Source organism: Vibrio sabulosilitoris (assembly GCF_055391395.1).
In genome coordinates this window covers 1,041,567-1,065,466 of record NZ_AP029600.1, presented here as the reverse complement: position 1 = coordinate 1,065,466, position 23,900 = coordinate 1,041,567, and the positions used below count along the sequence as shown (strand labels likewise).

At 48.0% G+C, this 23,900-nt stretch carries 21 protein-coding genes; 9 read left to right on the top strand and 12 right to left on the bottom strand.

What is annotated here, in order from left to right:
- Positions 1-55 precede the first annotated feature (55 nt).
- The 3 genes from ACZ5R2_RS20280 to ACZ5R2_RS20270 all read left to right on the top strand — a co-directional run bounded on the left by ACZ5R2_RS20280 (position 56) and on the right by ACZ5R2_RS20270 (position 1,603).
- A complete protein-coding gene (locus ACZ5R2_RS20280; protein ID WP_464902813.1) occupies positions 56-547 on the top strand; it encodes a flavodoxin in 492 nt (163 codons plus the stop codon).
- Entirely contained in the window at positions 548-865 is a 318-nt protein-coding gene (gene cutA, locus ACZ5R2_RS20275; RefSeq protein ID WP_464902814.1) for a divalent-cation tolerance protein CutA, read from the top strand.
- A gap of 120 nt (positions 866-985) precedes the next feature.
- Positions 986-1,603, top strand: coding sequence for a DNA-J related domain-containing protein (locus ACZ5R2_RS20270; RefSeq protein ID WP_464902815.1), 618 nt, complete (start codon positions 986-988; stop codon positions 1,601-1,603).
- 180 nt (positions 1,604-1,783) lie between these two features.
- On the opposite strand, the gene ACZ5R2_RS20265 is transcribed toward ACZ5R2_RS20270, so the two are convergent.
- From ACZ5R2_RS20265 to ACZ5R2_RS20245, 5 genes are all read right to left on the bottom strand, one after another.
- A complete protein-coding gene (locus ACZ5R2_RS20265; protein WP_464902816.1) occupies positions 1,784-2,038 on the bottom strand; it encodes a hypothetical protein in 255 nt (84 codons plus the stop codon).
- 610 nt (positions 2,039-2,648) lie between these two features.
- Entirely contained in the window at positions 2,649-4,295 is a 1,647-nt protein-coding gene (locus tag ACZ5R2_RS20260; RefSeq protein WP_464902817.1) for a P-loop domain-containing protein, read from the bottom strand.
- An 81-nt stretch (positions 4,296-4,376) separates the two neighbouring features.
- Positions 4,377-6,293 carry a putative bifunctional diguanylate cyclase/phosphodiesterase gene (locus tag ACZ5R2_RS20255; protein WP_464902818.1) on the bottom strand — a complete coding sequence of 639 codons (1,917 nt, stop codon included), beginning with the start codon at positions 6,291-6,293 and terminating at the stop codon, positions 4,377-4,379.
- Positions 6,294-6,520: 227 nt separating this feature from the next.
- A complete protein-coding gene (gene fabV, locus ACZ5R2_RS20250; protein WP_464902819.1) occupies positions 6,521-7,735 on the bottom strand; it encodes an enoyl-ACP reductase FabV in 1,215 nt (404 codons plus the stop codon).
- A gap of 79 nt (positions 7,736-7,814) precedes the next feature.
- A complete protein-coding gene (locus ACZ5R2_RS20245; protein ID WP_464902820.1) occupies positions 7,815-8,420 on the bottom strand; it encodes an arylesterase in 606 nt (201 codons plus the stop codon).
- Here ACZ5R2_RS20245 and ACZ5R2_RS20240 point away from each other — a divergent pair.
- The 3 genes from ACZ5R2_RS20240 to ACZ5R2_RS20230 all read left to right on the top strand — a co-directional run bounded on the left by ACZ5R2_RS20240 (position 8,419) and on the right by ACZ5R2_RS20230 (position 13,694).
- Positions 8,419-9,105 (top strand): ABC transporter ATP-binding protein, encoded by a 687-nt coding sequence (locus ACZ5R2_RS20240; RefSeq protein WP_464902821.1) that lies wholly within the window; start codon positions 8,419-8,421, stop codon positions 9,103-9,105. The two genes, ACZ5R2_RS20245 and ACZ5R2_RS20240, sit on opposite strands and share 2 nt — an antisense overlap.
- The gene (locus ACZ5R2_RS20235; protein WP_464902822.1) at positions 9,095-11,530 is read left to right on the top strand and encodes an ABC transporter permease; all 2,436 of its coding nucleotides are present in this window, start codon (positions 9,095-9,097) and stop codon (positions 11,528-11,530) included. The genes ACZ5R2_RS20240 and ACZ5R2_RS20235 overlap by 11 nt, the downstream gene beginning before the upstream one ends.
- A gap of 733 nt (positions 11,531-12,263) precedes the next feature.
- A complete protein-coding gene (locus tag ACZ5R2_RS20230; protein WP_464902823.1) occupies positions 12,264-13,694 on the top strand; it encodes an FAD-dependent oxidoreductase in 1,431 nt (476 codons plus the stop codon).
- A 63-nt stretch (positions 13,695-13,757) separates the two neighbouring features.
- On the opposite strand, the gene ACZ5R2_RS20225 is transcribed toward ACZ5R2_RS20230, so the two are convergent.
- From ACZ5R2_RS20225 to ACZ5R2_RS20215, 3 genes are read right to left on the bottom strand one after another with little or no spacing between them, the layout of a single operon-like run.
- Entirely contained in the window at positions 13,758-14,681 is a 924-nt protein-coding gene (locus ACZ5R2_RS20225; RefSeq protein WP_464902824.1) for a 5-oxoprolinase subunit C family protein, read from the bottom strand.
- Positions 14,678-15,394 (bottom strand): 5-oxoprolinase subunit B family protein, encoded by a 717-nt coding sequence (locus tag ACZ5R2_RS20220; RefSeq protein WP_464902825.1) that lies wholly within the window; start codon positions 15,392-15,394, stop codon positions 14,678-14,680. Before ACZ5R2_RS20220 ends, ACZ5R2_RS20225 begins: the two co-directional genes overlap by 4 nt.
- Positions 15,391-16,146, bottom strand: a complete 756-nt coding sequence (locus ACZ5R2_RS20215; RefSeq protein WP_464902826.1) for a 5-oxoprolinase subunit PxpA — start codon at positions 16,144-16,146, stop codon at positions 15,391-15,393. The genes ACZ5R2_RS20220 and ACZ5R2_RS20215 overlap by 4 nt, the downstream gene beginning before the upstream one ends.
- 228 nt (positions 16,147-16,374) lie before the next feature.
- On the opposite strand from ACZ5R2_RS20215, the gene galE reads away from it, so the two are divergent.
- Positions 16,375-17,391 (top strand): UDP-glucose 4-epimerase GalE, encoded by a 1,017-nt coding sequence (gene galE / locus ACZ5R2_RS20210; protein ID WP_464902827.1) that lies wholly within the window; start codon positions 16,375-16,377, stop codon positions 17,389-17,391.
- A gap of 138 nt (positions 17,392-17,529) precedes the next feature.
- Here the strand turns inward: galE and ACZ5R2_RS20205 are convergent, their stop codons facing one another.
- On the bottom strand, positions 17,530-18,150 hold the full coding sequence (locus ACZ5R2_RS20205; protein ID WP_464902828.1) for a LysE family translocator: 621 nt from the start codon (positions 18,148-18,150) through the stop codon (positions 17,530-17,532).
- A gap of 150 nt (positions 18,151-18,300) precedes the next feature.
- Entirely contained in the window at positions 18,301-20,961 is a 2,661-nt protein-coding gene (locus ACZ5R2_RS20200; RefSeq protein ID WP_464902829.1) for a DUF2339 domain-containing protein, read from the bottom strand.
- 444 nt (positions 20,962-21,405) lie between these two features.
- Between ACZ5R2_RS20200 and ACZ5R2_RS20195 the strand changes: the two genes are divergently transcribed.
- Positions 21,406-22,017, top strand: coding sequence for a beta-phosphoglucomutase family hydrolase (locus ACZ5R2_RS20195; protein ID WP_464902830.1), 612 nt, complete (start codon positions 21,406-21,408; stop codon positions 22,015-22,017).
- On the opposite strand, the gene ACZ5R2_RS20190 is transcribed toward ACZ5R2_RS20195, so the two are convergent.
- Complete coding sequence (locus ACZ5R2_RS20190) at positions 22,012-22,485, bottom strand: FKBP-type peptidyl-prolyl cis-trans isomerase (protein ID WP_464902831.1); 474 nt, start codon at positions 22,483-22,485, stop codon at positions 22,012-22,014. The genes ACZ5R2_RS20195 and ACZ5R2_RS20190 overlap by 6 nt on opposite strands.
- A 6-nt stretch (positions 22,486-22,491) precedes the next feature.
- Positions 22,492-23,124 carry a thioredoxin domain-containing protein gene (locus ACZ5R2_RS20185; protein WP_464902832.1) on the bottom strand — a complete coding sequence of 211 codons (633 nt, stop codon included), beginning with the start codon at positions 23,122-23,124 and terminating at the stop codon, positions 22,492-22,494.
- Between the two features lie 157 nt (positions 23,125-23,281).
- On the opposite strand from ACZ5R2_RS20185, the gene ACZ5R2_RS20180 reads away from it, so the two are divergent.
- Positions 23,282-23,899: an OmpA family protein gene (locus ACZ5R2_RS20180; protein ID WP_438457464.1), complete on the top strand. Its 618-nt coding sequence runs from the start codon at positions 23,282-23,284 to the stop codon at positions 23,897-23,899.
- Position 23,900 lies beyond the last annotated feature (1 nt).

The window sequence follows — 23,900 nt, the reverse complement described above, 5'->3', positions numbered from 1 at the left end:
GCGTTTGATGCGTATGCTTGACACGAATCAGTTAAACACAAGGACCATTGAGATAATGGACACCCACTCGGCACTGGTTGCCGCAAAAAATGATTGGCTTCACCAGCAAGTTGAAGTTGATTATCCTACCAAGGAAAGCCTTAAAGGCCGCGAACTCTACTTTAGTCGCTACAATAGTACTCAACTGTTTGATTATGACCAAATCTCTGCCTCAGCTAACTTCATTGCTGAGAACATATTCAAAGTCGATTTTCATCGCCTCACCGTGATGTTTTCCCTGCTTCAATCGACCTTGTGGCCAGCATCCGACGACCAAGAGTTGATTGTCGAGTTCCTTTCGCAAATTATCTATGCCGCTCCTTGCGATCTCTATTTAGCTTTTGAGCAAGGTACGCCAGTGGCTGCCGCTATCGTGACCTGCGTCGAGGGTCGCGGGCTTATCTCGGATATTGCCACTCATGTCGATATCGACAAGCATGGCTTCGTAGTGAGCTTGGCTGAGGTGCTCGCAGAATCTGGTGTTGAGGTTCAAGAGGTAGAGTTATAAATGGATGCTACAATGTTTGCGATGGTGCTCACCACCGTAGAGCCAGGGAAAGAGCAGGGCATTATTGAAACGTTGTTAGACAACAAGCTGGCAGCGTGTATCCAAACCCTGCCGATGAATAGCCACTATGTTTGGCAGGACAAGATTTGTCACGACGACGAGGTTTTGTTGGTGATCAAAACTCAGCGCAGTCTCTACACACGGGTCGAGCAGGCCATTCAACAAGCTCATGCTTACGATGTACCCCAGATAGTCATGTTACCCTTTGTAAATGGGTTTAACCCTTATCTTGCTTGGATTGAGGAAAATACCAAATAGTGCAGTTCAAAGTGAGCTTTAGTCCTAGGTACTTTTCTCTATGTGTTTGTTTTTCAGTGCGTAGTCTTTGACTATGCTTGAGAGAGGTAAGCGCTATTCGATGGATGGAGAACACAAGGCATGGAAGATAGCCACACTGCTCACCAGGCACTCTTTGAGGACAACCCACTAGTATGGCCGATTTACGCGATCATCAAGCAGCACAATAGTGGCTGGAAGGTACACACCTTAGCTCAACGGCTTCAACAATTAGACATGATGCCCAAGCTGGATGAGTGTAGTGAAAAAGATCTGTTCAAACGCAACTTTCTGTTGATGAATGCTCTCTATCACTTACAAAACTTGCTCTACCCACAACAATGGCTACAAGTGCAAGCTATGGATATTTGCCTGCAAGCGAACCTTGGTAAGCAGAGTATTGACGCTTATGACCCATTAAGAGACTACTATCGCGATTGGTCACACTATGACACTGATCATCATGAGGTTAAACGTCTACTGGATCAGTTTTGGCAACGCTATAACGAGCATATGGGCCATACGACTTGGTCTGGTTTTGACGAGCGGGAGCAGGCGTTGGCTCTGTTTGGCTTGGATGAGACGGCAAGTCGCCGTGATATCAGTAAACGCTGGCGAAAACTGGCGCTGCGTTGGCACCCCGACCGTGATAACGGTGATTCGCAGCGATTTCGCGAACTATGTCAGGCCTGGAGTGTTTTGCGCCTTCAATCGACTTAATGTAGATTCAACTTTCTATACTTTAGTCGCCTCGAAAGTTATGTGTATCGGTTATTACAAGCCAACTTGGGTATTGAGGTATGAGTATTGTAAACGAATACGTTCCCAGGGTAGGCTAATCTATACCTAGGAACGCACTATATTAAATAGTCATTACATCCAGTGATTTGGACATAGAATTTATACTATTGTCATCGCCAATGTGACAGAAAGAACCATGATCATTAGATATAGACCAAAAGTCTCACGGCGAGATACTTTGCTATTTTCGACTAGTTTGCTAATGATTTTTGTTTGAGCTTGATTAAATCCAGCCTGTTTTAGCTCTGATTCAATATCACCATTTTTCATAAAGTTAACATCAGTTTCAACTGCCTGCTGGGTGCCAACAGACTGGGTAATTTTGGTCAGTTGCTCATCTACTTGTACATTCATTTGTAATTGATCCTTTGTTCTAATGCGATTGAGTCACTTGGGTATAGCTTACTTACTATTTAATTTATCACCTTGAATAAAATCGATTGTACAAAATCCCTTTGAGCAGGGCTATTGGGTGTTGTCCGATAGACACTGAATTAGAATTAAACGTCTAAGTGATTAAGCAACTTAGCTGCATAAGTGATTTGATTAAGGTTGACCCTATAGCCCATATAAGTTGCGGTTCAGCAGAATAAAATTGGCTAAAATAGCCATTTATAATGTTCAGCTTGTATTGATATTCAATAGTGAAATACACTAGTTAAATTGTAGTTGGTTAGCAAATAATTCTAAGATCAGGTAATTTGCTTGCGCGATTAAATTGGCGGCTATTACTAAGTTTATATAGTGGAAAACATTAAGAAGTTGAGAAGATGTATCAATAATATTTTCTTCTCGGTTTAAGACAATATGCGTTTAGACTGTGAATTGTAAAATTGTATCTAAATATTACTTACTGGCTGTTTAGGTGACTGGCGTAGGATCTGCCGAGATCAAAAAGGGGAACGAAACGTATCCGATCCCCTAAACCTGCTCAATTATGATGATAACCTACGCTTGTTTCATATCACTTAAACTGTGCTTTACGTAGGCGGTTGAGTGTTGCCATGGCATCAATCACACGAGGCTTGGCAATGTCGCCTTGAATAGGCATTGTCTTGTACCAGTCGCCTTGTAGGCTTTCCGCCATCTCCTTGGCAGGCAACGATGACCAACCAGGCAGCTGGGCTAGTTGGAACAACAGCCAACCAATCGCGTTCACTTCACAGCCCGATTCTAACTGCTCGAGTGCTTGAATATCGACAAACTCTTTACCAAAGCGTAGGGTATCGGTGCCTTTGGCGGTCACACGGTATTTACCATCCGCTAGGGTCTTTTGAAGTGCAACTCGGCTACAGTTGCGTGGTTTAAAGGTGGCAAGCTCGGCTTCACTCTCGTTCACACGCTGGCTTGGATGCTGGGCGATAACCTCTTTAGCCTTTTCGCTGAGATCGACGGCTTGATAGTCATGCATTTGAATCACCGTATCCGCCACATCAAGATAATCACCCGAGCCACCCATAACGATAATCGATGAAATATCTAACGAGTGATGCAGCTGTCCAATGCGATCAACCAGAGGCGTGATTGGCTCATCACCCTTACTGACCAGTGCTTGCATGCGTTCATCACGGATCAAAAAGTTGGTTGCCGAGGTATCTTCATCAATCATCAGCGCGGTGGCTCCTGCCTCGATGGACTCTTGCAGCCAAGCGGCCTGTGAGGTTGAGCCCGATGCATCTTGAGTCGAAAAATTGGCTGTATCTTTGTTCATCGGCAGGTGATTGATGTAGTTGGACAAGTTAAGGTTGTGTACACAACGTCCATCCTCAGCCTTGATCTTGACTGCATCACGGCTGGTGACAATATACTCTCGACCGTCACCAAGGATGTGGTTGTAAATTGAGCGCTCAACGGCATTCAACAAAGTCGATTTGCCGTGGAAACCACCACCAACAATCAGCGTGATACCTTTAGGAATGCCGAGGCCTGTCACAGAGCCTTTATGCGGCGCGTCTAGGGTGACCTCTAGTGACTTTGGCGCGTTAAACGCGACGGCATCGCGCATCGGCAGGTCGCTGTTACCAGCAAAGCGTGGCAGGACACTACCATTGGCAACAAACGCAATCAGATTGTGCTGCTCGAGCTGCTCGCGTAGAGCATCTTGGTCCTCTACGACTTGACAGTGTGCTTCAAGCTTGGGTATATCTAACTCACGCTCTAGGGTTGCCTTACGAATGAATTTAGGCAGATGAAAAGTCAGCAGATTGATCGCGCGCTTACCCAAGACAGTGCGACCTTCTGCAGGTAAGTTGACCCTAAAACGCAGCTCAATCCCCGCTTCAGTGAATAGAACCGCGGTGCTGTCGAGCACGGTTTGCCCGGTCAGGGCAATATCAATGTCGTTTTCTTGCTTGGCATAGTAGGCGAACTGGCGGGCAATGAAATCGCGTGCCGCTATCTGGTAGCTTTGTGGTTTGGCTCGTAAGCTGTCTAGGCCGGTTACTGACCACGGGCGAATAGCTCGAAGGCGGGAAGCAGACGCGTGAGAGTCACCCTGGACATGGTCGATGTGCAAAGTGAAGTCTTTAAAGTCGTACTGACCTTTGATCTGTTGATAAGCGCGGTAGTTCTGACGCTCGATTTTCTTAAGTATTGCCGTTAGGTGGTCCATAACTTTTTATTCGCTTGGCTTTTAGTTTGCTTGAACATTGGAGGCGGCGATTATAGAAACCGCTAGGCAATGAGTAAAGGCTCAAGGCTCGATTTGCGGCGAATTATTACCCGAATGGCTCTGATTCAAAAGGCAATACTCAAATTCATCGCACGGCATTGGCTTGCCATAATAATAGCCTTGTCCCACGTCACCGCCATGATGAATGATAAAACTTTCATGCTCTTTGGTTTCGACACCTTCCACCGTTACCTTAAGGTCCAACTTCTTGGCAATGTGAATGATAGAGCGAATGATCTCTTTGTCGTAGTAGCTATCCTCTACTTGGTTAAGGAAGCTCTTGTCCACCTTGATGCCATCGAAGGGAAATTTCTTTAGGTAACTAAAGGAGGCGTAGCCAGTACCAAAGTCATCGAGTAATAAGCCGACTCCAGTTGATTTGAGTCGAAACAGCGTCTGTTTGGCTAAGGTTTCATCGGCAATTAAACCACCTTCGGTGATCTCGAGCTCAATAAACCGGGCCGGAAGATCGTGACATCCAAGCAACTCTTCGACCTGCTGGGCAAATAATGGGCTTTTGAGCTGCACTGACGAAACGTTGACAGCGATGGTAAAGTTTTCAAACTGACCGGCCCATAAAGCGGCTTTTTCAATCGCTGAGCGAAGGACAAAGTTGCCGACCTCAAAAATCAGGCCGTTTTGCTCAGCCAGGCGGATCAGCCCCTCATTAGAGATATCACCCAGCACGGGGTGCTTCCAGCGTAAAAGCGCTTCCGCCCCAATCCAGCGGTGGGTTGTTGGGTCGACCTTAGGTTGGAAGTAGAGCAGTAAATCATCGTTTCTTACCGCCTGAAGCAGATAGCTTTCTTTGACATTGAGGTCATGGCTGGTGTTGGAATCTGTCGGCTGATAGAAACTAAATTTATGTCCAGAATCGCGACTGGCCAGGGCCGCCTCAGCCGCATGGGTAAGTAGAGGGGTTCCCATTACCTCGTGTTGGGAAGTCGCGACGCCAATATGGCAGTGGAGATGGACGGATTGTCCATCTAGGCGAAACTCATCGGTGCTAATATCAAGCACTTTTTGACAAAAGTCGTGAACCCTTGCAGGTTCAGAGACCGAGCGAATGATCACCACTAATTCGCTAGATGTCGGACGACCGACGATGATCTCACCTTGCTCAACAGTTTCAATACGCTGCGCAAATGCCATCAAGGTCGCATCCCAAGCGATATAGCCATATTTGGTTTGCAAGCGGCGACCGTTACTTAGGGTTATGTGGATCACCGCGGTGAATCCCGAGGAATGCTGAGTTTCGGCGTCACCGAGTGAGTTAAGCTCGTGCTCTAAAGCTCGACGATTGAGTAAACCAGTGCCTTGGTCATGCCACTTTTGATATTCAACCGCCCGCTCTGCCGCTTGGCGCTTGCTGATCTCCTCACTGAGAGAAAAGTTGAGTTCGGCGATGTTTTTTGCTCGGTTCGACATCCGATGACGCAGAGATTGCTGGGACAGTTTGAGGCTTTCATTTAAGAACAACATCGACAATTGAGACTCGAGGCAGTCGCGAAACGCTTCCAGAAGTTTTCGATACATATCACTAAATGGATTGGCTTTTGTATCTAACACGCACAAGGTGCCAAAACACTCTCCGGTTGGCCAACTGATGGGCAACCCAAGATAGGCGATCATACCCATCTCGACCTCAGGTGTGTTTTGCCAACGAGGGTCACTTAAGCTATCGGCAATCAACAGGGCTTGCTGCGAAGCGATAACGGTCTCACTGTAAAGCCCTTGCCCAAGCGCTTTACCGTTGTCCTTTTGATACACATGGTCACGGTTGTCGTTTGATGAGAACACTTCGAGTTGCTGGTTGTGGAACCGCACGATCAATACCGAAGGTACATCAATCATCTCAGCGATAAGATTAACGATATTTTGCCAACTAGCCTGCGTGTTGGAGGGGATAGGCACCTGTGATGTATCGATTTTAGACATCGTGTCTTCCTTGAATGATTAGGGCTAGTTGGTTCATTTTTCCTATAATTTTTTGGCTCACTAAAGTGTAGGCGGATTCTTGAGCGGTTACTCAATAGTTTGCTGCAAGGGATTTAATACTGAGGAATGTCTTATTTCTAAGACAAAATAAAGGGTGAAGAAGAGGCGAGAAGCGAGAGTCGAGGAGGGAACACGTTCGTCTCTCGCTTAGTCAGTACGAAGGTTGCTTAGGAAGTTGCTTGTGTGTTGGTGAGGAACTCACTAATGTCAATTGGTTTATCGTAATCGACGTTATCAAAGCCAAAACCGTTGAGGTTCATAAATGCCTGTTTGTAGCCTTGGTAATCACCAAGCTCAGTGAAATTATCACCATTCATTTGCGCGACAATCTCAGCCACTTCTTGCTGGACAGTGGCATCTAGCTCGCGATCGTCAATGCGTATTAAGCGCTGACCATCGACATGAGTGCCAGATGGAGACATGAACTGCTCAGAGAACAGGCGATGCATCTGTTCGATACAGCCTTCATGGGTGCCATGCTGTTTCATGACTTTATACAGCGCTAGGATATAAGGGGTGAACGCAGGGATAAAGACGCTCGCTTTGGTCACCAGTGCCTTACAGACCGCTGCATAGGCGCCACCATTGAAGTTGGCAAGTTTAAGGTTCAATGAGTGGCTGGTTTGGTGCAGGTCAATCTTGGCTTGCCCCAACGTGCCATCGAGATAAATTGGATGGGTTAGCTCAGAGCCAACATAAGAAAATGCCACGGTTTGACAGCCTTCAGCTATCGATTCTGCGTTGATCAGCGTATCAATCCAGCTCTCCCAATCCTCGCCACCCATCACTTTAATCGTATCTTGGACCTCTTGCTCGGTTGCAGGGTTAAGGGTTTGAGCAAGCCACTGATCCGTTTCAAGCGAGACCACCGCCCCGGTGACAGACTGTCCAATCGGTTTGATCACGCTACGCCACTTTTCGGGTTGGTCACTGGCGTAGTTTGGCCGCACGCCAGTGGCTAGGCTGTAGATGACCAAATCCACCTCGCCCTCGAAATAGGTTTCGATGGCTTCGATGACCTGCTCGCGCAGTTGGGGCGAGAAGGCATCACCGGTAATGTTGACGGCTATGCGTCCTGCTTGTTCAGCGTGTTTTTTAAAGTAGTGGTTGTTATACCAGCCGGCGCTGGCGCTACTGTGCTGTGAAGGCGCTTTTTCAAAAGAAACACCAATGGTGTCGGCCTGTGGGCCACCAAAGGCGAGTGCGATTCTAGCCGCCAGACCAAAGCCAGACGAAGCGCCCAAAATTAGCACCCGTTTTGCTCGAGTAGGTAGCTGCGGTGCATGTTTCACATACTCAATCTGCTCAAGAACAGATTGCTGGCAACCGAGAGGGTGAGCACTGCGTGCGACAACCCCTTGAATAATAGGCTTAACTATCATTAAACGCACTTCCTCTGTGTTACTGCATTGATTAAAAAACTCTAAACCAAACCAATCAGAGATTTATTGCGCTAGGGCATTAAAGTGGAAAGTAGGGTGTGAGGTTGGTTGCGATAAACTCAGCTATCCACGGCTGGGCAGCGGGTTTGGGGTGCAGGCCATCGGCCATCATCCACTCTTGGTTCAAAATCACTTGCTCGAGGAAGAATGGGATCAGAGCAACCTTTGCTTCTTCAGCGAGTTGTGGATAAACATCTTCAAACAGGGTTTGATAACGCTTGCCATAATTAGGCGGCACGCGAATTTGCATCATGATGGCCTTGGCGCCCGTCGATTCAATCATTTCAACCATCTGTTGTAGGTTGTTTTTTAATACCTGAGGAGGAAATCCACGTAAACCATCATTAGCACCCAGTGCAATCAGTACTGAGGTTGGCTCATATTCCGTCAGCAGTGCAGGCAGTTTGGCCAAGCCGTTGCCCGAGGTGTCACCCGAAACACTGGCATTGATCACAGTGACGTCTTGGGCTTGTTTTTCAAGCTCATTCGGAAGTAAAGAAGGCCAAGCTTGTTCGATGGACATCTGGTATCCTGCACTAAGGCTATCGCCAACCACGAGCAGGGTTTGTGCCGAAACTGAACAAGAAAGTATCATTACAATAAACAAGGAAAAGCGTTTGAACATGTCATCTTCCGTAATAAAAGCCAGTTCCCTCAACCATATCGTTTCAACCAAACAAGAGCAATTAACAATTCTTGAAGATGTCTCGTTAACTATCGACAGGGGACACTCCGTGGCGATTGTTGGCTCCTCAGGCGCGGGTAAGTCAACCCTAATGAGTTTGCTCGCGGGGCTCGATCTCCCTAGCTCAGGCAGCATAGAACTACTGGGCAAATCCCTTGATACCATGGACGAAGAGCAGCGCGCAGCGCTGCGTAGCCACTCAGTTGGATTTGTTTTTCAAAGCTTTCTACTCATTCCAAGCATGACGGCACTAGAAAATGTCACTCTGCCGTGCCTACTCAAAGGTATTACTGTTGATGAGCAGCGGGCGAAGTTCCTGCTTGAGCAAGTGGGTCTTGGCCAGCGCATGACGCACACCCCTGATGAACTTTCAGGTGGTGAGCAGCAGCGAGTTGCCTTGGCGCGAGCGTTTATGATTGAGCCTGAGATCCTGTTTGCCGATGAGCCAACTGGCAACCTTGACCAAGGCACGGCCGAGAAGATCATTGATTTGCTGTTTGAGCTCAATCAGCGCCACGGCACCACACTGGTGATGGTGACTCATGATCCTGCTTTGGCTGAGCGCTGCGACCGCACGATTCAATTAGCGGGTGGCAAAATAGTGGGAGACAGCGATGGCGAGTAATCAGACGACTAAACCTGGCTTTTTGTTGACCCAGTGGTGCTGGCGTGAAGTGCGCAGTGGTCAGCTATGGATTGTCGCTTTGGCGCTGATGCTGATCTTTGCCAGTGTGTTTGCTCTCACCGCGTTAAGCTCTCGCTTAGAGCAAGTGATCGTTAAGCAGGGTAAGGATGCGTTAACCGCAGATTTGGTGTTTGAGTCTTCCAACCCCATCACTGACGTAGTACGAGACCAGATCACACCTCAACCCGAGTTGGTGACCACAGAACTCACTCGTTTTGCCACCATGAGCTTTAGCGACAGCCAGATGCAACTGATCTCAGTCAATGCCGTGAGCAGTGATTACCCGCTTCAGGGCAGCTTAACCCTTGAGCGTGATGGGCAACGTTTTGAGCGCGTTCAGCCAGGAGAGCTGTGGCTTGATGACCGGTTATTCTCACTACTGGATATAGATACAGGTGATGTACTCAGTGTTGGTGATGCAGAGCTCACGGTGACAGGAAGGATCGCCGAATTTCCTGGTTTGAGCTTCAATCCATTTCAACAAATGCCAGCAGCGCTTATCCATCATAGTTCGATTGAGCAGACGGGGGCCATTCAGCCCGGTAGTCGTGTGCGCTACAAATTATTTATCGATGGTCCGAGTGCACAGCTTGAGCAGTTACAAGAGAAGATAGAGTTAACGCCAAGCGATCGCTGGCGAACGACAGAGAGCGGCAGTCGTACCAATGATGTGTTTGCTAACACCCAACAGTTCCTCTCGTTAACCGTCGTCGTGGTGATATTGATGGCAGCAACCACGCTGGTGCTCACCTGCCAACATTATGTCAGTACACGTGAACGCCTCGTCTCAATGCTGAAAAGTATGGGAGCGACGCGAGTGTGGCTGCAGCGCTGGCTCGCCACACAACTGTTGATGCTTGCCGTGATTGCAGTAGTCACTGGCACATTACTGGGTATGCTTTTGGAGTACGGCTTGCGCTTTGCTCTGATAGACCTCTTGCCGGCACCGCTGCCGAGCTATGGTATCACGCCATTTGCCACCGCACTGTTATCTTGTGCTTTGATCTCGGTGCCAGCCGTCGGCATACCCTTGCTACGCCTGCTCAATGCCAAGGCCAGTCAGGTCATTTCGGTTACCGAGCAACAAGCCAACTACCGCCACTTAGGTCTTGTCTTGGTGCCGCTGGTGCCGTTTCTATTGCTTTATGCCTCAAATAAGCTGGTGTGGTTGATCCTATTTGGCTTGATTGGGCTGGTTATTGCGCTGGGATTAATCAGTGTTGGCCTAGTAAGTAGTGCGCAAAATGTCTCGAGTCAGCCTGCTTATCAGCTCGCGCTGAGTCGCATCAATCGTAATAAGCTTGCGACCGGCTTGCAGTTTGGTTGCCTGGCCTTTTCGGTGATGCTATTAGCTATCTTGTGGCTAGTGCGTACCGATCTCCTGGCTGACTGGCAACGCACTCTACCAGAGAACGCTCCCAATGCCTTTGCGCTGAATATTGCCGAGTATGAGAAACAGGCCTATATCGATACGCTTGATTCTGCGCAGATTGACCGCTCTGAGGCTTTTCCTATCATTCGAGGGCGGTTATCGCTTATTAATCAGCAACCGGCTAAAGAGCAGCAAAGAGCCGGTGCTGACACTGACGCCGTGCGCCGTGAGCTCAACTTTACCTGGGCAGAAACGCTACCGGATTACAATGAGGTGTTAGAGGGGCAATGGACCTCAAATGGAGGGGTGTCGGTAGAGAAGCAAGTGGCCGACGCACTCAATATCCAACTGGGCGATACCCTTGAGTTTGTTGTCAACTCTCAGCCCTTTACCGCACAGGTCAACTCAATTCGCGCGGTTGAATGGCGCGATATGAAGCCAAACTTCTACTTTATTTTCACGCCCGATGTAATGGCCTCAATTCCCACCACGTATTTAGTCAGTTTCCGCCTCCAAGAGCAACACGACGACTTGTTCATTCAATTGTCGCGTGAGCACCCCACAGTCAGCCTAATGGATATTCGCATCATGGGTGAGAAGATCCAACAATTGGTTAAACAGATAGTTTCTGCCATCACCTTATTGGCTGGCCTTGCCGCACTAGCAGGAATGCTGCTGATTTATACGCTCCTTAACCTGAGCCTTGCTGAGCGTCAATCCGAGATGCAGCTTTATCGCACGCTTGGCGCCAGTGAGCGCCGCCTGCGCAGGACACTCTGGATTGAGTATGGGGTGATTGCGATCGTTGCTAGTTTGGTTGCAACTGCTGGCGCCGAGCTGGTCGTTGCCGGTGTCATGACCTTTGGCTTTGAGCTCTCAGCTCAAGCTCATCTATGGGTGTGGATACTGCTGCCTTTACTCACCATGGTGACCTTGGCCTTGGTGGTGCAGGGGGGGATGCGGCGGATATTGGTGCCGTTGACTAAGGGTTAACGGCAGAGGCGAGATTCGAGTGTCTGGTGCGGAAAAAGACTCGCTACTCGGAACAAAGTGAAACTCGCTACCCGAACCTTAAAAAAGAAGCCAACCGTTAGTGGTTGGCTTAAATGTAAAAGGATTGATTCCATAATGTCATAGATGCGCCTGGAGTTGTCATCCCGTCGCAGAACATATAGTAACTTAAAGTGGTAACGTTTACATGGGCTCATGCCGGTAATCTTATTTTTTGCGATCCCAGCAGATGTTAGTGGAGTAATAACTAATAGTCTTATCAGCGTTAATTGTGCCACATGGATTTAAAGTAGGGCGTTAATGACAACTATCATTTAGGAAAACCGAATTGAGGCTGATGACATGCCATTGATTGGGCAAGCGGTTCCGCCAGTTTTATGGACGATTAATTGCTCCGCACGATTGTGCTTGAACAAAAAAACACCACAAAAGGGCAATTTCTTCCACTGAAACTGGCCTAGTTATCCACAAAAACGGTGGATAAAGTTTTGGATAACTTGTCCTGTGAATAACTTCGATGGCGGTGAAACGGTTTTGTCACAATGGGTAGCGGGTTTTGAGATACTCACAAGGCTCGTTTTTAATAATTCTGCAATTGAACCGTCAAGTATTTTTTGTGGTTTTTTTTGTGGTTCAAGTGAAGGTATAATTGCGTCACTTCAGTGGTTTACCTGCACCCACACGGTGCAGAAGAAGAAACTAAATAGGGCATATAATGAGTGGCAAATCAATAGCCATTATCGGTGGCGGTGTTGCAGGAGCAACAACGGCAGTCCATCTTGCAGAGCTTGGTGTAAATGTGACCTTGATCGAAAAGGGCGCAAGCTTGGTCAGTGGACCACCTATCTGTCATCTGCACGCAGGCGGCAATTTATACAGAGAAATATCAACAGAGCAATGCATCGAGTTGTTAATCCAATCGATTAACACGCTTAGGATGTTTCCACATACCATCAATCATCGTCCAACTGTGGTTGCGATCCCGACCGATGATCGCGGCGAGCCGCAAGATCTGCTCCCGCGCTTGGAGCAAATCCGCGATGTTTATCAACAGCTCGTTGAGCAAGACCCCGCCAATGAGGTTCTCGGTGGTGTTGATCAGTATTTTCAAACCTTTTCTAAGTCTCAACTCCTATCTCTCAAGGGCAAAGTACAGCCGGAACGTGTTGAAGCGATCCAAGACTGGTTGATTCCATTTGCTAACCAAGTTGACCTCGACAAAATCAAATACCCAGTTATCGCTGTCCAAGAGCACGGCTGGAGCGTATTTCGCCTTGGCGCTAGCGCATCGCTTGCCCTAGACAAACTCTCCAACTGTGAGGTCAAGCTCAACAGTGCGGTTGAGGGTATCAGTGCGACAGACCAGGGCTGGCAAATTAGCTATCGCCAAGCGGGGCAGCTAGAGGTCTTAGATGTCGACTACTTAATCAATGCAGCTGGTTTTAAAACCGGCGTGATTGACGATATGGTTGAACAGCCGCGTCAGCGCTTGGTGGAGTTTAAAGCGGCCTATGTGACTCAATGGACAGAGAACCGCTATCAGTGGCCTGAGGTGATTTTTCATGGTGAGCGCGGCACACCAAATGGTATGGCCCAGCTGACCCCTTACGCGGACAATCACTTCCAGCTCCATGGTATGACCAAGGACATCACCTTATTTGAGGGAGGCTTGGCGCAGTCAAGTGCAGCCACATCACAGCCTCAGCTTCCGGCTGCGCTGGAGAAGAAACAGCAAGTTGGCTGGCAAGAAGAGGTAGTCGCGCAGCGCACCGAACGTGCGATTGACTTTGTCGCTCGTCTGCTGCCTGATTTTGGTCAGGCAGAGTGTGCAGGCACGCCTTTGTTTGGTGTCCAGCAAATCCCGGGCAATGACGATACGCTGCGCGCTGCGGATGTGAGCTTCTCTGGTGAGCGCTATGCACGACTCGAGATAGTCAAAGGCTCTTCAGCCTTAGAAGGAGCGATGACCTTAGTTAAGGAGTGGCAACTGGTAGCTGACTTTGATGAGTATCAACACAAAACCATCGAGCAACTGCACCCTGTGACGCTGTCACTTAGTCTTGCTCAAGTAGAGAGTGCCGCGATAGATACCGCCGAGCAGCGTGGCTACCCGGCCTCCCTTGCGCGCTATTTTGGCCATGCTTAACGACTTGTAAGCTAAATACTAATGACTTAAGCACTAGTAGCCCAAGAACTAGTACCCAAAAAACTAGTACCCAAAAAACATAGCCCAGCGGCACCAGGCATCTTGCAGTTCATTGACATCCCCAGGGTGAAAATGAACGCTTTGACCAGGTTTGGCCTGTCCCAGGCGGGGCAGGTCAACCAGGGACACGGTGCCTATTTTGGGATAGCCGCCAATGGTCTGATGATCGCTCAGCATTACAATCGGCATACCCTCTGGGGTGATCTGAACTGCGCCGAGTGCCAGCCCCTCACTTTTAATTCCATCACTCGGTGGAGTAAGGTGCTTACCGGACAGGCGGTAGCCCATGCGATTACTGTCTTTCTGTACCTGGTATTCACTTTGATAAAAGGTCTCAAGTGATTGTCTTGAGAACGCCTTATTCTGATAACCTTCAATCACACGCAAGTAGATAGGGCGGTTATAGTCAGGGATAAAACGAAATGAGACATACTGCCGGCTACCTTCAAGTGAGTGGTTAGCAAAGGGTAATTTGTCGCCAGCTTTGAGTGCATGCCCCTGATGGTCTACCCCTCCAAGTTTGTCTCGGCTGACCGTTGAGGTGCTGCCCAAGGTTTTCGGGACTTTAAAGCCATTTTTTACCGCAAGATAGGCACGCAGACCATTTTTAGGCAGTTTAAATTCTAACTGCTGTCCCTCACAGACTAAGAAGCTCGACCAGTTTCTCAGCGCGACGCCATCCAATTTCGCCTGCAGATCAGCCCCCGCGATGGCCATCCAACAAGGCTTAGTGATGCGAAAACGCGCTTGACCTAGGGTAATTTCAATTACGGTGCAGTCGATATGGTTTTGCAGCAGGTAGTTTGCCCAGCTAAACGCGTACTGATCAGCAGGCCCGCCTGTAGTAATACCGAGATGAGCATACCCGTAACGACCAAAGTCTGTCACGATCACGCCAGGGTGTGACTTCTCTACAATCAGTGTCATGCGCTTGCTCCAAGGTTGGTTAGCTGGCCACCTAAATCCAGAAATTCACGCTGGCTGATGCTCTTAAAGCGCACCGTGGCACCAACGGAAAACGGCGTGATCGGATCTTGCTTGGGAAGGTAAAGCGGTTGTGGGCAATTACCGATAATTCGCCAACCTCCGGGGCTAGTACTGGGGTAAACAGCGGTAAACTCATCCGCAATGCCAACACTTCCCGCGGCCACTTGTGTGCGGGGTGCGCTTAGTCTTGGCATAGAAAGCTCGGGATTCAGACCGGCCAAAAAGGCAAACCCAGGAGCAAAGCCGAGTGCTGAGACATAATAGCTTTGCTGGGTGTGTAGCTCGATGACCTGATTGAGTGACAGGCCCTTTTGTTCATAGGCTTCAATATCGTAGCCAACACTTGGGTGATAGTAGACAGGCAGTGTCAGTAGCTTGGTATTGAGATGACCAAGCTGGGCGTTGGCCACTAAGCGCTGCAGATCGGCAATAAGGACTCTAGCATCGACTCGATAAGGCAGATAATCGAGTGACAGAGTTTGGTGAGAAGGTGTCACGTTCATTAACACCTTGCTGTGTTTTTTAAGCAGCATCTTGGCCACGTGGCCAATTAAATGCGACAGCTCAATACTGAGCGGCGCTTGGAACTCGACCAATAACGTGGTTTCAGATACCTGCTGCCACTCAATTGCGACTGGTTTGATTTGATTCATCCCTGGCTTCCTTGCTGATCAATGATTTGTCGCAAACGTTGCGCGATAAGGATTGAGCTTGGGTTGTCACCATGGATACACAGGGTATCAGCATCAATCGGCAGAATTTCACCATCGAGTGTTTTGACTTTTTGATAGCGAATAATCTGATTGGCTTGGTCTAGGATCGCGTCAGGGTCGCTCAGCACGGCACCGGGTTGGGCTCGCGGTGCCAAGGTGCCGCTGGCGAGATACGCCCGGTCAATAAATGCCTCAAACAGTAGCGGCACATCATAGCGGTCGGCACAGTCGAGAAAAGGGTCCCGATTCGGTGTAGCCAGCGTCATCAGTGGCAGGTGAAAGTGGGCGACCGCTTGGCATACCGCCTCAAACAACCCAAGATCGCGCTGCATGTCGTTATACAGCGCGCCATGAGGTTTGACATGGTTAAGCGACAACCCTTGGCTATGTGCAAGAGCTGACAGGGCGCCAATTTGATAGATCAAGATATGAGATAGCTCAGTATGCTCCATCGTCATTGAGCGGCGACCAAAACCTTGCAGGTCAGGGTAGCCGGGGTGAGCCCCAACTTTTACCTGGTGCTTGCTGGCAAGCCCAAGCGTTTGAGCCATGATGTGTGGGTCTGAGGCATGAAAGCCGCAGGCGATGTTGGTTAAATCGATATGGGGCATAACGTGTTGATCGTTACCCATCCGCCAAAGCCCATAACTTTCCCCCATGTCACAATTGAGAGAAATGCTGCTCACTGTCATTTAGTGTCCTTGTACGTCCTAGTACATCTTATAACCTTAATTAGTACAATCAATATGTTAAATTAGCAACTTTCAATTTTGATGATGTCAGTCTGCGCACCTTTCGAGTGAAAGGAGGGGCGAACAAGGATGAAATTATTGCTGCAGGTGTGTTTGACTAAAGACTTAGCTCGGTCAATGCTTTACACTCACGGTCTGACAATAAAACCCCAGTTGAGGCTAGGATAAATGAACGTTTTAGTGACAGGTGGTATGGGCTATATCGGCAGCCACACTTGCATCCAGATGATTGAAGCAGGTATGACGCCTGTAATTCTCGATAACCTTTACAACAGTAAATCCAGCGTGCTTGAGCGTATTGAGCAAGTTTCGGGTGTAAAACCTGTCTTTGTTCAAGGTGATATTCGTAATAAAGGCCTGTTGGTTGATGTGATGCAAACGCACAGCATTGAAGCTGTGATTCATTTTGCGGGTCTTAAAGCCGTGGGTGAGTCGGTCGCCAAACCTCTTGAGTATTACGACAACAATGTCAATGGCACTCTGGTTTTGGTCGATGCAATGCGTGAATCTGGTGTGAAGAGCATTGTGTTTAGCTCATCAGCGACCGTGTATGGCGACCCTGCATCGGTGCCAATTACAGAGGACTTCCCAACCAGCGCGACTAACCCATATGGTCGCAGCAAACTGATGGTTGAAGAGTGCTTAACCGACTTCCAAGCTGCTAACCCAGATTGGAGCATTACCTTGCTGCGCTACTTCAATCCAGTCGGTTCACACCCAACCGGTCATCTAGGTGAAGATCCACAAGGGATCCCAAATAACCTGATGCCGTTTGTGTCTCAAGTTGCTGTAGGGCGCCGTGAATTCCTGTCGGTGTTTGGTAGTGACTACCCAACCAAAGATGGCACGGGCGTGCGTGACTACATTCACGTGATGGACTTGTCTGATGGCCATATTGCTGCGCTGCGCAAGGTGGGCAAAAAAGCAGGCCTGCATGTCTATAACCTAGGCACAGGTAATGGCTCGAGCGTATTGGAAATGGTCAAAGCCTTTGAACAGGCAAGCCAGAAGACGATCCCTTATAGACTGGTTGAGCGCCGCCCAGGCGATATCGCCGAGTGTTGGGCTGACCCTAGCAAAGCAATCAATGAGTTGGAGTGGAAAGCGACCCGTACACTGGCCGAGATGACCGAAGATACTTGGCGCTGGCAGTCAAATAACCCTAATGGGTACCCAGACGCGTAAATTATTGTTTTATTAGCAGTAAATTAAAATAAGTGGTCTACCGCCTGGCAATAGACCACTTGATCTTTAGAGACGCATGCTGCCTTCAGCCTGTCAACACCGTCTTTTCGCTATCATCTTGAGTAATAATCACCTTGACTAGGTGAGATAAAGCCAAATACCCACACCCACCATCAGGCTGCCCGCAATACGATTAAGCAATTGGACCTTTTCACTCTTGCCCAGCATACGTTTAAGGCCCTTACCACCCGTGGCGTATAGCGTCATACAAATGAACTCACATATAAGGATAATCGATACGAGCACCATTAACTGCGGTGTTAATTGGCTGGATTGATCGATAAACGGCGGTAGAAGGGAGATCATAAACGCCCAACCTTTGGGGTTAGCTATTGCGGTAATAAAGCCTTGTATAACCAGATCCCAGTCATTGCCAGATTTAACAGGAGCGGTATCGGCCGACAGAGCTAACTTGCCTTTTGAACGCCACATCTGCACCCCAAGGTAAATCAGATAGGACCCGCCAATGAACTTAAAACCAACGAATAGCCAAGGATAGTTAAGCATGATTGCCGCAATGCCAAACACCGCTGAAATTGCCACAATCGCAACCCCAGCCAACTCGCCCAGCATCATCCACAGAGTGCGGCGATAACCGATACTCATACCCAGTGTAAGGGCTAGTGTCATACACATGCCAGGGGTCACAGAGACAAAAAAGAAAGTCGGGATAAAGACAGTAAGGGCAGCAAAATTCATTACAAACAAACAGTTTAGGGTTTCAATACGGCAAGGCTAACATATTCAATTTGACAAAAACAGCCACATTTCCCGCTTGGATCAATCGAGGCAAAAAGGCGGTGACCGGGTAACTTTGGTAACCACCTTAATATAGGCTGATTGCTACGGTTAATCTGCGGCTGAATTACCGTCTGTCTTCAACGTAGAACGATATTGCAAACGCTGGAAGAGCCATCCAATTACAATTAGCGAGCCTCCCAAGCCCAAGAAACTGATGGCTCTCCAAATACCGTCTAGTACTGCGGTATCGAGTAAAAATACCTTACAGACGGCAATACCTAATGTTGCCAAGCCGACCTTTTGTAACTGAAGTTGCTCTTTGATCCCCCCTACATAAGTCGTTCCAACACCAATGAGGATAATCGCGAACGAGTAGCTAAACATCTCAGCCATTGTGGTTGGTTGAGAGAGCATCATGCTACCTTCTTGCCAGAACTGGCGGATCGAATAGAGAACCCACAGCCCCATGGCACCTGCTGCAACGCTATATAGTTGTACTGCATTAATCGGCGGTGAGAAGTATCCTTTGTATGCTGTTATAGCGAGAATCGCAGCGGGTAACACCCAACCAATCGCTAACCAATTGAAGATTGGCCAATCTGCACCAGTAACGTAGGTGTTGGTCAGTGGTTGATAGACGGTATTTAATGCTGTAAACAGCAAAGCAGCTAGGGCAAGTAAGCCCAATGAATAGTACTGATAGAATAGCTTCAAGCTTGAAGCGACTTTGGATTTTGCTTGGTAAACGACGAACAGTGCTAACGCTTGGCAAGTGAAAAGCGAAATGCTGTAGAAGCTCACCTCAGCAAAGAAGTTGTAACTGTCTAAAAGCCAATAGCTAGTTTGAGTAAAGGTTAGTAGCACTGCTAGGTGCATTGTTGTCGCATCAAACCATTCTCTAAACTCTAGGTTATATGTGCCGATGACCTGCCGGGCAACAACCAAAATCGTGATTGTCGGGACAAAGCTAGTGAGAAGCCATGCCCACTCCGGTAGCCAAGTAATTTGTAACTGGGGTAGGAAAGGCACTAGTGACAGCTTAATGATAAGTAAAGTCATCATGATTTTAATAACCGGTATCCCCGGTGAACAAAGCTTTTTCTGGCTCTGTACACTAGCAATTAGCACCTGTGTTGCGATCGTTAATGGAAGAAATTCAGGGGCGAAATAACAGTAACAAATCGCCAGAATTAAAGCGTGTACCGCAATAGAGTTCTCCATGACAAGCTGTTTGTATCGGTTAGCGACCATGAGAGATAGTGTGATTGACGTAATGCAAAAGGCCGCCCAACTGTTTAGGAACGCAGCGAAGTTATGATTGATATAGACAAGGGCGGTGATAACCAAGCATGGCAAAGTCAGTGAAGCCATCCAGTAGGCGATTTTGTGTTTGTCACCCAGCAAGTATTGGGCTTGTGCTCTTATACCAGCTATGACGACGAGCGCAGCAAAGACGAACCACACCTTGCCCGTTAACGTCTCATTGGCCACAATAAAGGCTGATACGATCGCCAGAACAATGGCCAGTACGCTAATACCATAGAAGGCTCTCGGAACAAGTTTACCTCGCAATGCAGGTATGATGAGCAGTAGTGCTGGATAAGAGAACACTAACAGGTAACCAGTGCCTAACGAAAGAGAGCGCTCCATGACTTGCGCGCTAATGGCGGTGAGCAATACTGCGGGGATCAGTGGGTGAAACAATCGCTTTGGTGCTATTCGCTTGTAGCCTAACTTTAGCTGCCAACCCATTACCGGAGTGAAAACCAACAAATAGGTACTGATTGGAACAAAGAGTAAGAACCAGGTGATGATCTGCTCTGATGAAATATTAGTCGCAATTAACAGTAGCCATAGCCCGTGAGCGATAGACACAGCAGTTGCCAGCCATTTGATTTGGCTGTAGTGCTTGGTCAAAATTCCTGCAAGTGAAATGGTTAATATGTAGCTAGTTAGTAATAGATAATTGGGTTCACTACCGCCAATCCAAAACGGTGCAGAATAGCCACCAAACAGACCAAGCGCAGCCATTAATGGCCCTAACCTAGCGGTTAACGCGAGGCAGAGCACCGCGAGTGTGGCCATTGATATCAATGCAATGCTTGGGGTGAAAAACTGATAAATCACCGTCGAGAAAATAACAGTGGCGTATAAGCCACTCATGCCCGAAGCATAAAGCGCTGCCGGTATATAAGCATCGGCTTTATCATTGAAAAACGTGGTGGAAATAGCACTGATTTTTCTATGTGCCCACTCTCCAATAGTGATAAGAACCAGAGATATCGCGGCTGCAGCTAATACTCTCGCAATGGGTGGGAAAGTGAAGTTGCTGCCAACGACCTGAACAAGGTAACCAGCACCGATCACCATGGCTAAACCACCAACCCAAACTAACCACTTATCGTGCATATGGTCAAAGCACTTTACAAGCCACGGATGTAGCTCAGTTGGCTCTGATGGCGGAATCGGTTTGAAAACAGGCTTTGGCGCGTTTGTTACTTGTGTAGATTTAGGCTCCCACGGCGATTCAATGACGAGAGAGTCTTTCACAACCGGTGCAGTTTGCGGTTGCGCTTGTGAGATCGACGCCGGCTGTGGATTTTCCTCTTGGGAGGGGAGGTGTGCTCGCTTTAGTTTCTCAACTTCTTCTTCTAACGAGCGGACATGCTGCTCAAGTCGATTCGCTTTATCATTGGCCCTAAAAGCCACAATAGGTGTGATAATGGCTAAAGAGATAGCGATTAGCCCAATCACAATGATTATTTCCATTTTTCCAATCCATACAAGTTGCGAGCGAAAGACGAAATTAGGCGTATATTAGCCTAATTAGCAAACACTGGTATTGATATGACGGCTATATTTGATAGGCAGCGCGCTCGGTAGTCGGTGCGAAACATGACAATAAGACGAAATCAACATTCAATTGAGACAGCCATCTGCTATCAACACGCTCTGTTTGCTCAATGTACTACAGAGTGCATAGAATTTAAAATCTGAATTTGGCTAATCACCAAGATTATTAGCTATTTAGCGATTTGACGATCTCTTGAAACAGCAAATAGTTTTTATCATCCATGATTGCTTGCCTTAAAAGGATAAAAGTGGGAAAACGTGTCCAAAAAGACTTGGTTTAGTGACTTAACGTCACTATTTGGTCATACTTGCCACGTAAGGTAAGCGCGCGAAAATAAAGACAGTTTAGGTCAAATCAAAATGAATAATCTTTCACAGCAACTAATGAAATACCAAGGACTCATCTTTGACATGGATGGCACCTTGCTCGATACCATGCCAGCCCACCTTGAGGCTTGGCATCAAACCGCACAAGAATTTGGCTTTGGCTTTGATCAGCGGTGGTTTCATGCGCTAGGCGGGATGCCCAGCCCCAAAATTACCCTTAAGGTGAATCAGGAGCAAGGCTTAAATCTTGATCCTCAAGCGGTGTCTCGGTTTAAAATGCAGAGTTTTGCGGCAATCCGTGACAAGGGGGCACCGATTGAAGTAACAGTAGACATCGTTAAGGCAATGCACGGTGAAAGGCCGCTGGCGGTTGGCACGGGTAGTCAGAGTGTCAGTGCCAATGAACTCATCGAGGGTGCTGGCTTGATGCCTTATTTCGAGGCAATTGTGACCGCCAACGATGTTGATAATCACAAGCCTGAGCCCGATACCTTCCTACTTGCGGCGCAAAAGATAGGCTGTGAGCCAAGTCAATGTGTCGTATTTGAAGATACCGACCTAGGCAAGCAGGCAGCCCATGCCGCGGGTATGGACTGCTTTATGGTGGTAGGTAATCAATTAGTCTTCCACCCAGTGGACTTATAAAATCTCGAGTAGTTCAACGTCAAAGATTAATACCGAAGCGGGTGGAATGGTGCCCGCACCTCGGTTGCCATAGCCCAACTCACTTGGGATATACAAGCGGAATTTATCGCCTTGTTCCATCAGCTGCAATCCTTCCTGCCAGCCTTTGATCACCTGCATCACACCAAAATCAATCGGTGTGCCACGCTCAACGGAGCTATCGAATACGCTGCCATCGATCAGTGTACCGTGATAGTGGACTTTAACACGCTGATCCGCCGTTGGTTTAATACCCGAACCACTTTGATGAAGGATCTCATATTGCAAACCAGACTCGGTGGTGATTACTCCTTCCTGCTGCTTATTCTTGTTCAGAAACTCAATCCCTTTTGCTTGGTTCAGGTCGGCTTGCTTAGAACTTTGCATATTGCGATAGAGCCAAAATAGACTCAGAGCAAGGATAACGACGGCTAGTATGGTCTTTGACATTAAAGGTTACTCCAGATTTAGTAAGTAATTGATAGTATTCGCGATATCTTGCACGTCTTCATGGGCAGAAGTGTTGATTTGATACTGTCCATTGACGATAAACGTTGGCACCGCGTTGATGCGTGCCTTAATGCTGACGTTATCAGCATGTTGGAAGAGTTCGAGTCGTTCACTATTTAGCTGCTCCTCGATGTCATAGGGGCTTGTCCAACCCTGTTGACTAAACACCAGCTCGACGGCTTGCTTTTGCTCCTCAGCCGTGACATCGGCCATTTGGATTGCTGCATACAGCTGCTCCATCGTCTCGGCGGACAGTGGCGTATCACTTTGCATCACGGCAGTATAGTAAATCAATGCGGCTATCTGGGCGCTCTCATTAAAGGTGACATGGACTTTATCAATGCTCTGACCAGTCGCTTGCTCTAACTGAGGAAGATAACCCTGCATCGCGCGGCAGTGACCACAGGTCAATGAGAATACTTTGGTCACAGGAGCCATATCATCAAGCACCACGCTCAGACGTTGGTATTGATCGCCCTCAGTTGGCACTGTTGGCTCTTCACTGCAGCCAACCAGAGTGAGGACAATAGCAAGTAGGGATACCAGGTAAAACTTTGGGGTTTTTATTGACATATTCATGCGCTATCCATCTGATTTTGTATCATTTCCTATCATACACGTTTGCGGTTAATCCGAGTATGAGATTAAAACTGCAAAATATTACTCAAGTATAATCAGCTTTGGCCGATATGATCAGAGTAGTAATTTAGTTTTGTAGACGTGGTGCTGGTGGGCGATGAAAAAAACCATAATAGTAAGTGCATTGATCTTAAGCGGTTGTGGTAGTTTCGACTCTCAAGGAGGGTATGGTAGCAATCTGCTCGATACCGCACCGAGAAACGATTATGAGGTCAAGCATCCGGAGTGGGGCGATCCACCGTACACGGTGATCACCGTGCAGCGTCAGGTTACGTCAACGACCGTTGAACACAATCAATCGAGCAGTTTAGAGCAGTTTCTACGTCAAAATGGCATTGAATATCGCTTGATCCCAGGCGAATTTGCCGTGATCCAACTTGAACCCGTGATCCAGTTTGCGACCGATTCTGCTCAAATCAACCCTCAATCACGTCAATGGTTAGATAGGCTGGCACGCCACCTCGCAACAACGCCAGAGATTGAGGTTGTCATCGATGGCCACACCGATAACGTTGGTCTAAGCCGTTATAATGATCAACTTGCGCAAAAACGCGCCGAGTCTGTCGAGCAAGCACTGGTTAGCCAGCGTGTGACAAGACAGTCTATCTATACGCGCGCCTTTGGTGAGACAATGCCCAAGTGCAGTAACACCTCTTCTGCCGGTAAGCAGTGTAATCGCCGGGTTGAGATTAAGTTCATTTATCCCGCGGGATAGA

Bases quoted from the DNA above. Each gene is read 5' to 3' on its own strand.
- ACZ5R2_RS20280 (WP_464902813.1), top strand. From the start codon at position 56: ATGGACACCCACTCGGCACTGGTTGCCGCAAAAAATGATTGGCTTCAC.
- cutA (WP_464902814.1), top strand. From the start codon at position 548: ATGGATGCTACAATGTTTGCGATGGTGCTCACCACCGTAGAGCCAGGG.
- ACZ5R2_RS20270 (WP_464902815.1), top strand. From the start codon at position 986: ATGGAAGATAGCCACACTGCTCACCAGGCACTCTTTGAGGACAACCCA.
- ACZ5R2_RS20265 (WP_464902816.1), bottom strand. From the start codon at position 2,038: ATGAATGTACAAGTAGATGAGCAACTGACCAAAATTACCCAGTCTGTT.
- ACZ5R2_RS20260 (WP_464902817.1), bottom strand. From the start codon at position 4,295: ATGGACCACCTAACGGCAATACTTAAGAAAATCGAGCGTCAGAACTAC.
- ACZ5R2_RS20255 (WP_464902818.1), bottom strand. From the start codon at position 6,293: ATGTCTAAAATCGATACATCACAGGTGCCTATCCCCTCCAACACGCAG.
- fabV (WP_464902819.1), bottom strand. From the start codon at position 7,735: ATGATAGTTAAGCCTATTATTCAAGGGGTTGTCGCACGCAGTGCTCAC.
- ACZ5R2_RS20240 (WP_464902821.1), top strand. From the start codon at position 8,419: ATGTCATCTTCCGTAATAAAAGCCAGTTCCCTCAACCATATCGTTTCA.
- ACZ5R2_RS20245 (WP_464902820.1), bottom strand. From the start codon at position 8,420: ATGTTCAAACGCTTTTCCTTGTTTATTGTAATGATACTTTCTTGTTCA.
- ACZ5R2_RS20235 (WP_464902822.1), top strand. From the start codon at position 9,095: ATGGCGAGTAATCAGACGACTAAACCTGGCTTTTTGTTGACCCAGTGG.
- ACZ5R2_RS20230 (WP_464902823.1), top strand. From the start codon at position 12,264: ATGAGTGGCAAATCAATAGCCATTATCGGTGGCGGTGTTGCAGGAGCA.
- ACZ5R2_RS20225 (WP_464902824.1), bottom strand. From the start codon at position 14,681: ATGACACTGATTGTAGAGAAGTCACACCCTGGCGTGATCGTGACAGAC.
- ACZ5R2_RS20220 (WP_464902825.1), bottom strand. From the start codon at position 15,394: ATGAATCAAATCAAACCAGTCGCAATTGAGTGGCAGCAGGTATCTGAA.
- ACZ5R2_RS20215 (WP_464902826.1), bottom strand. From the start codon at position 16,146: ATGACAGTGAGCAGCATTTCTCTCAATTGTGACATGGGGGAAAGTTAT.
- galE (WP_464902827.1), top strand. From the start codon at position 16,375: ATGAACGTTTTAGTGACAGGTGGTATGGGCTATATCGGCAGCCACACT.
- ACZ5R2_RS20205 (WP_464902828.1), bottom strand. From the start codon at position 18,150: ATGAATTTTGCTGCCCTTACTGTCTTTATCCCGACTTTCTTTTTTGTC.
- ACZ5R2_RS20200 (WP_464902829.1), bottom strand. From the start codon at position 20,961: ATGGAAATAATCATTGTGATTGGGCTAATCGCTATCTCTTTAGCCATT.
- ACZ5R2_RS20195 (WP_464902830.1), top strand. From the start codon at position 21,406: ATGAATAATCTTTCACAGCAACTAATGAAATACCAAGGACTCATCTTT.
- ACZ5R2_RS20190 (WP_464902831.1), bottom strand. From the start codon at position 22,485: ATGTCAAAGACCATACTAGCCGTCGTTATCCTTGCTCTGAGTCTATTT.
- ACZ5R2_RS20185 (WP_464902832.1), bottom strand. From the start codon at position 23,124: ATGAATATGTCAATAAAAACCCCAAAGTTTTACCTGGTATCCCTACTT.
- ACZ5R2_RS20180 (WP_438457464.1), top strand. From the start codon at position 23,282: ATGAAAAAAACCATAATAGTAAGTGCATTGATCTTAAGCGGTTGTGGT.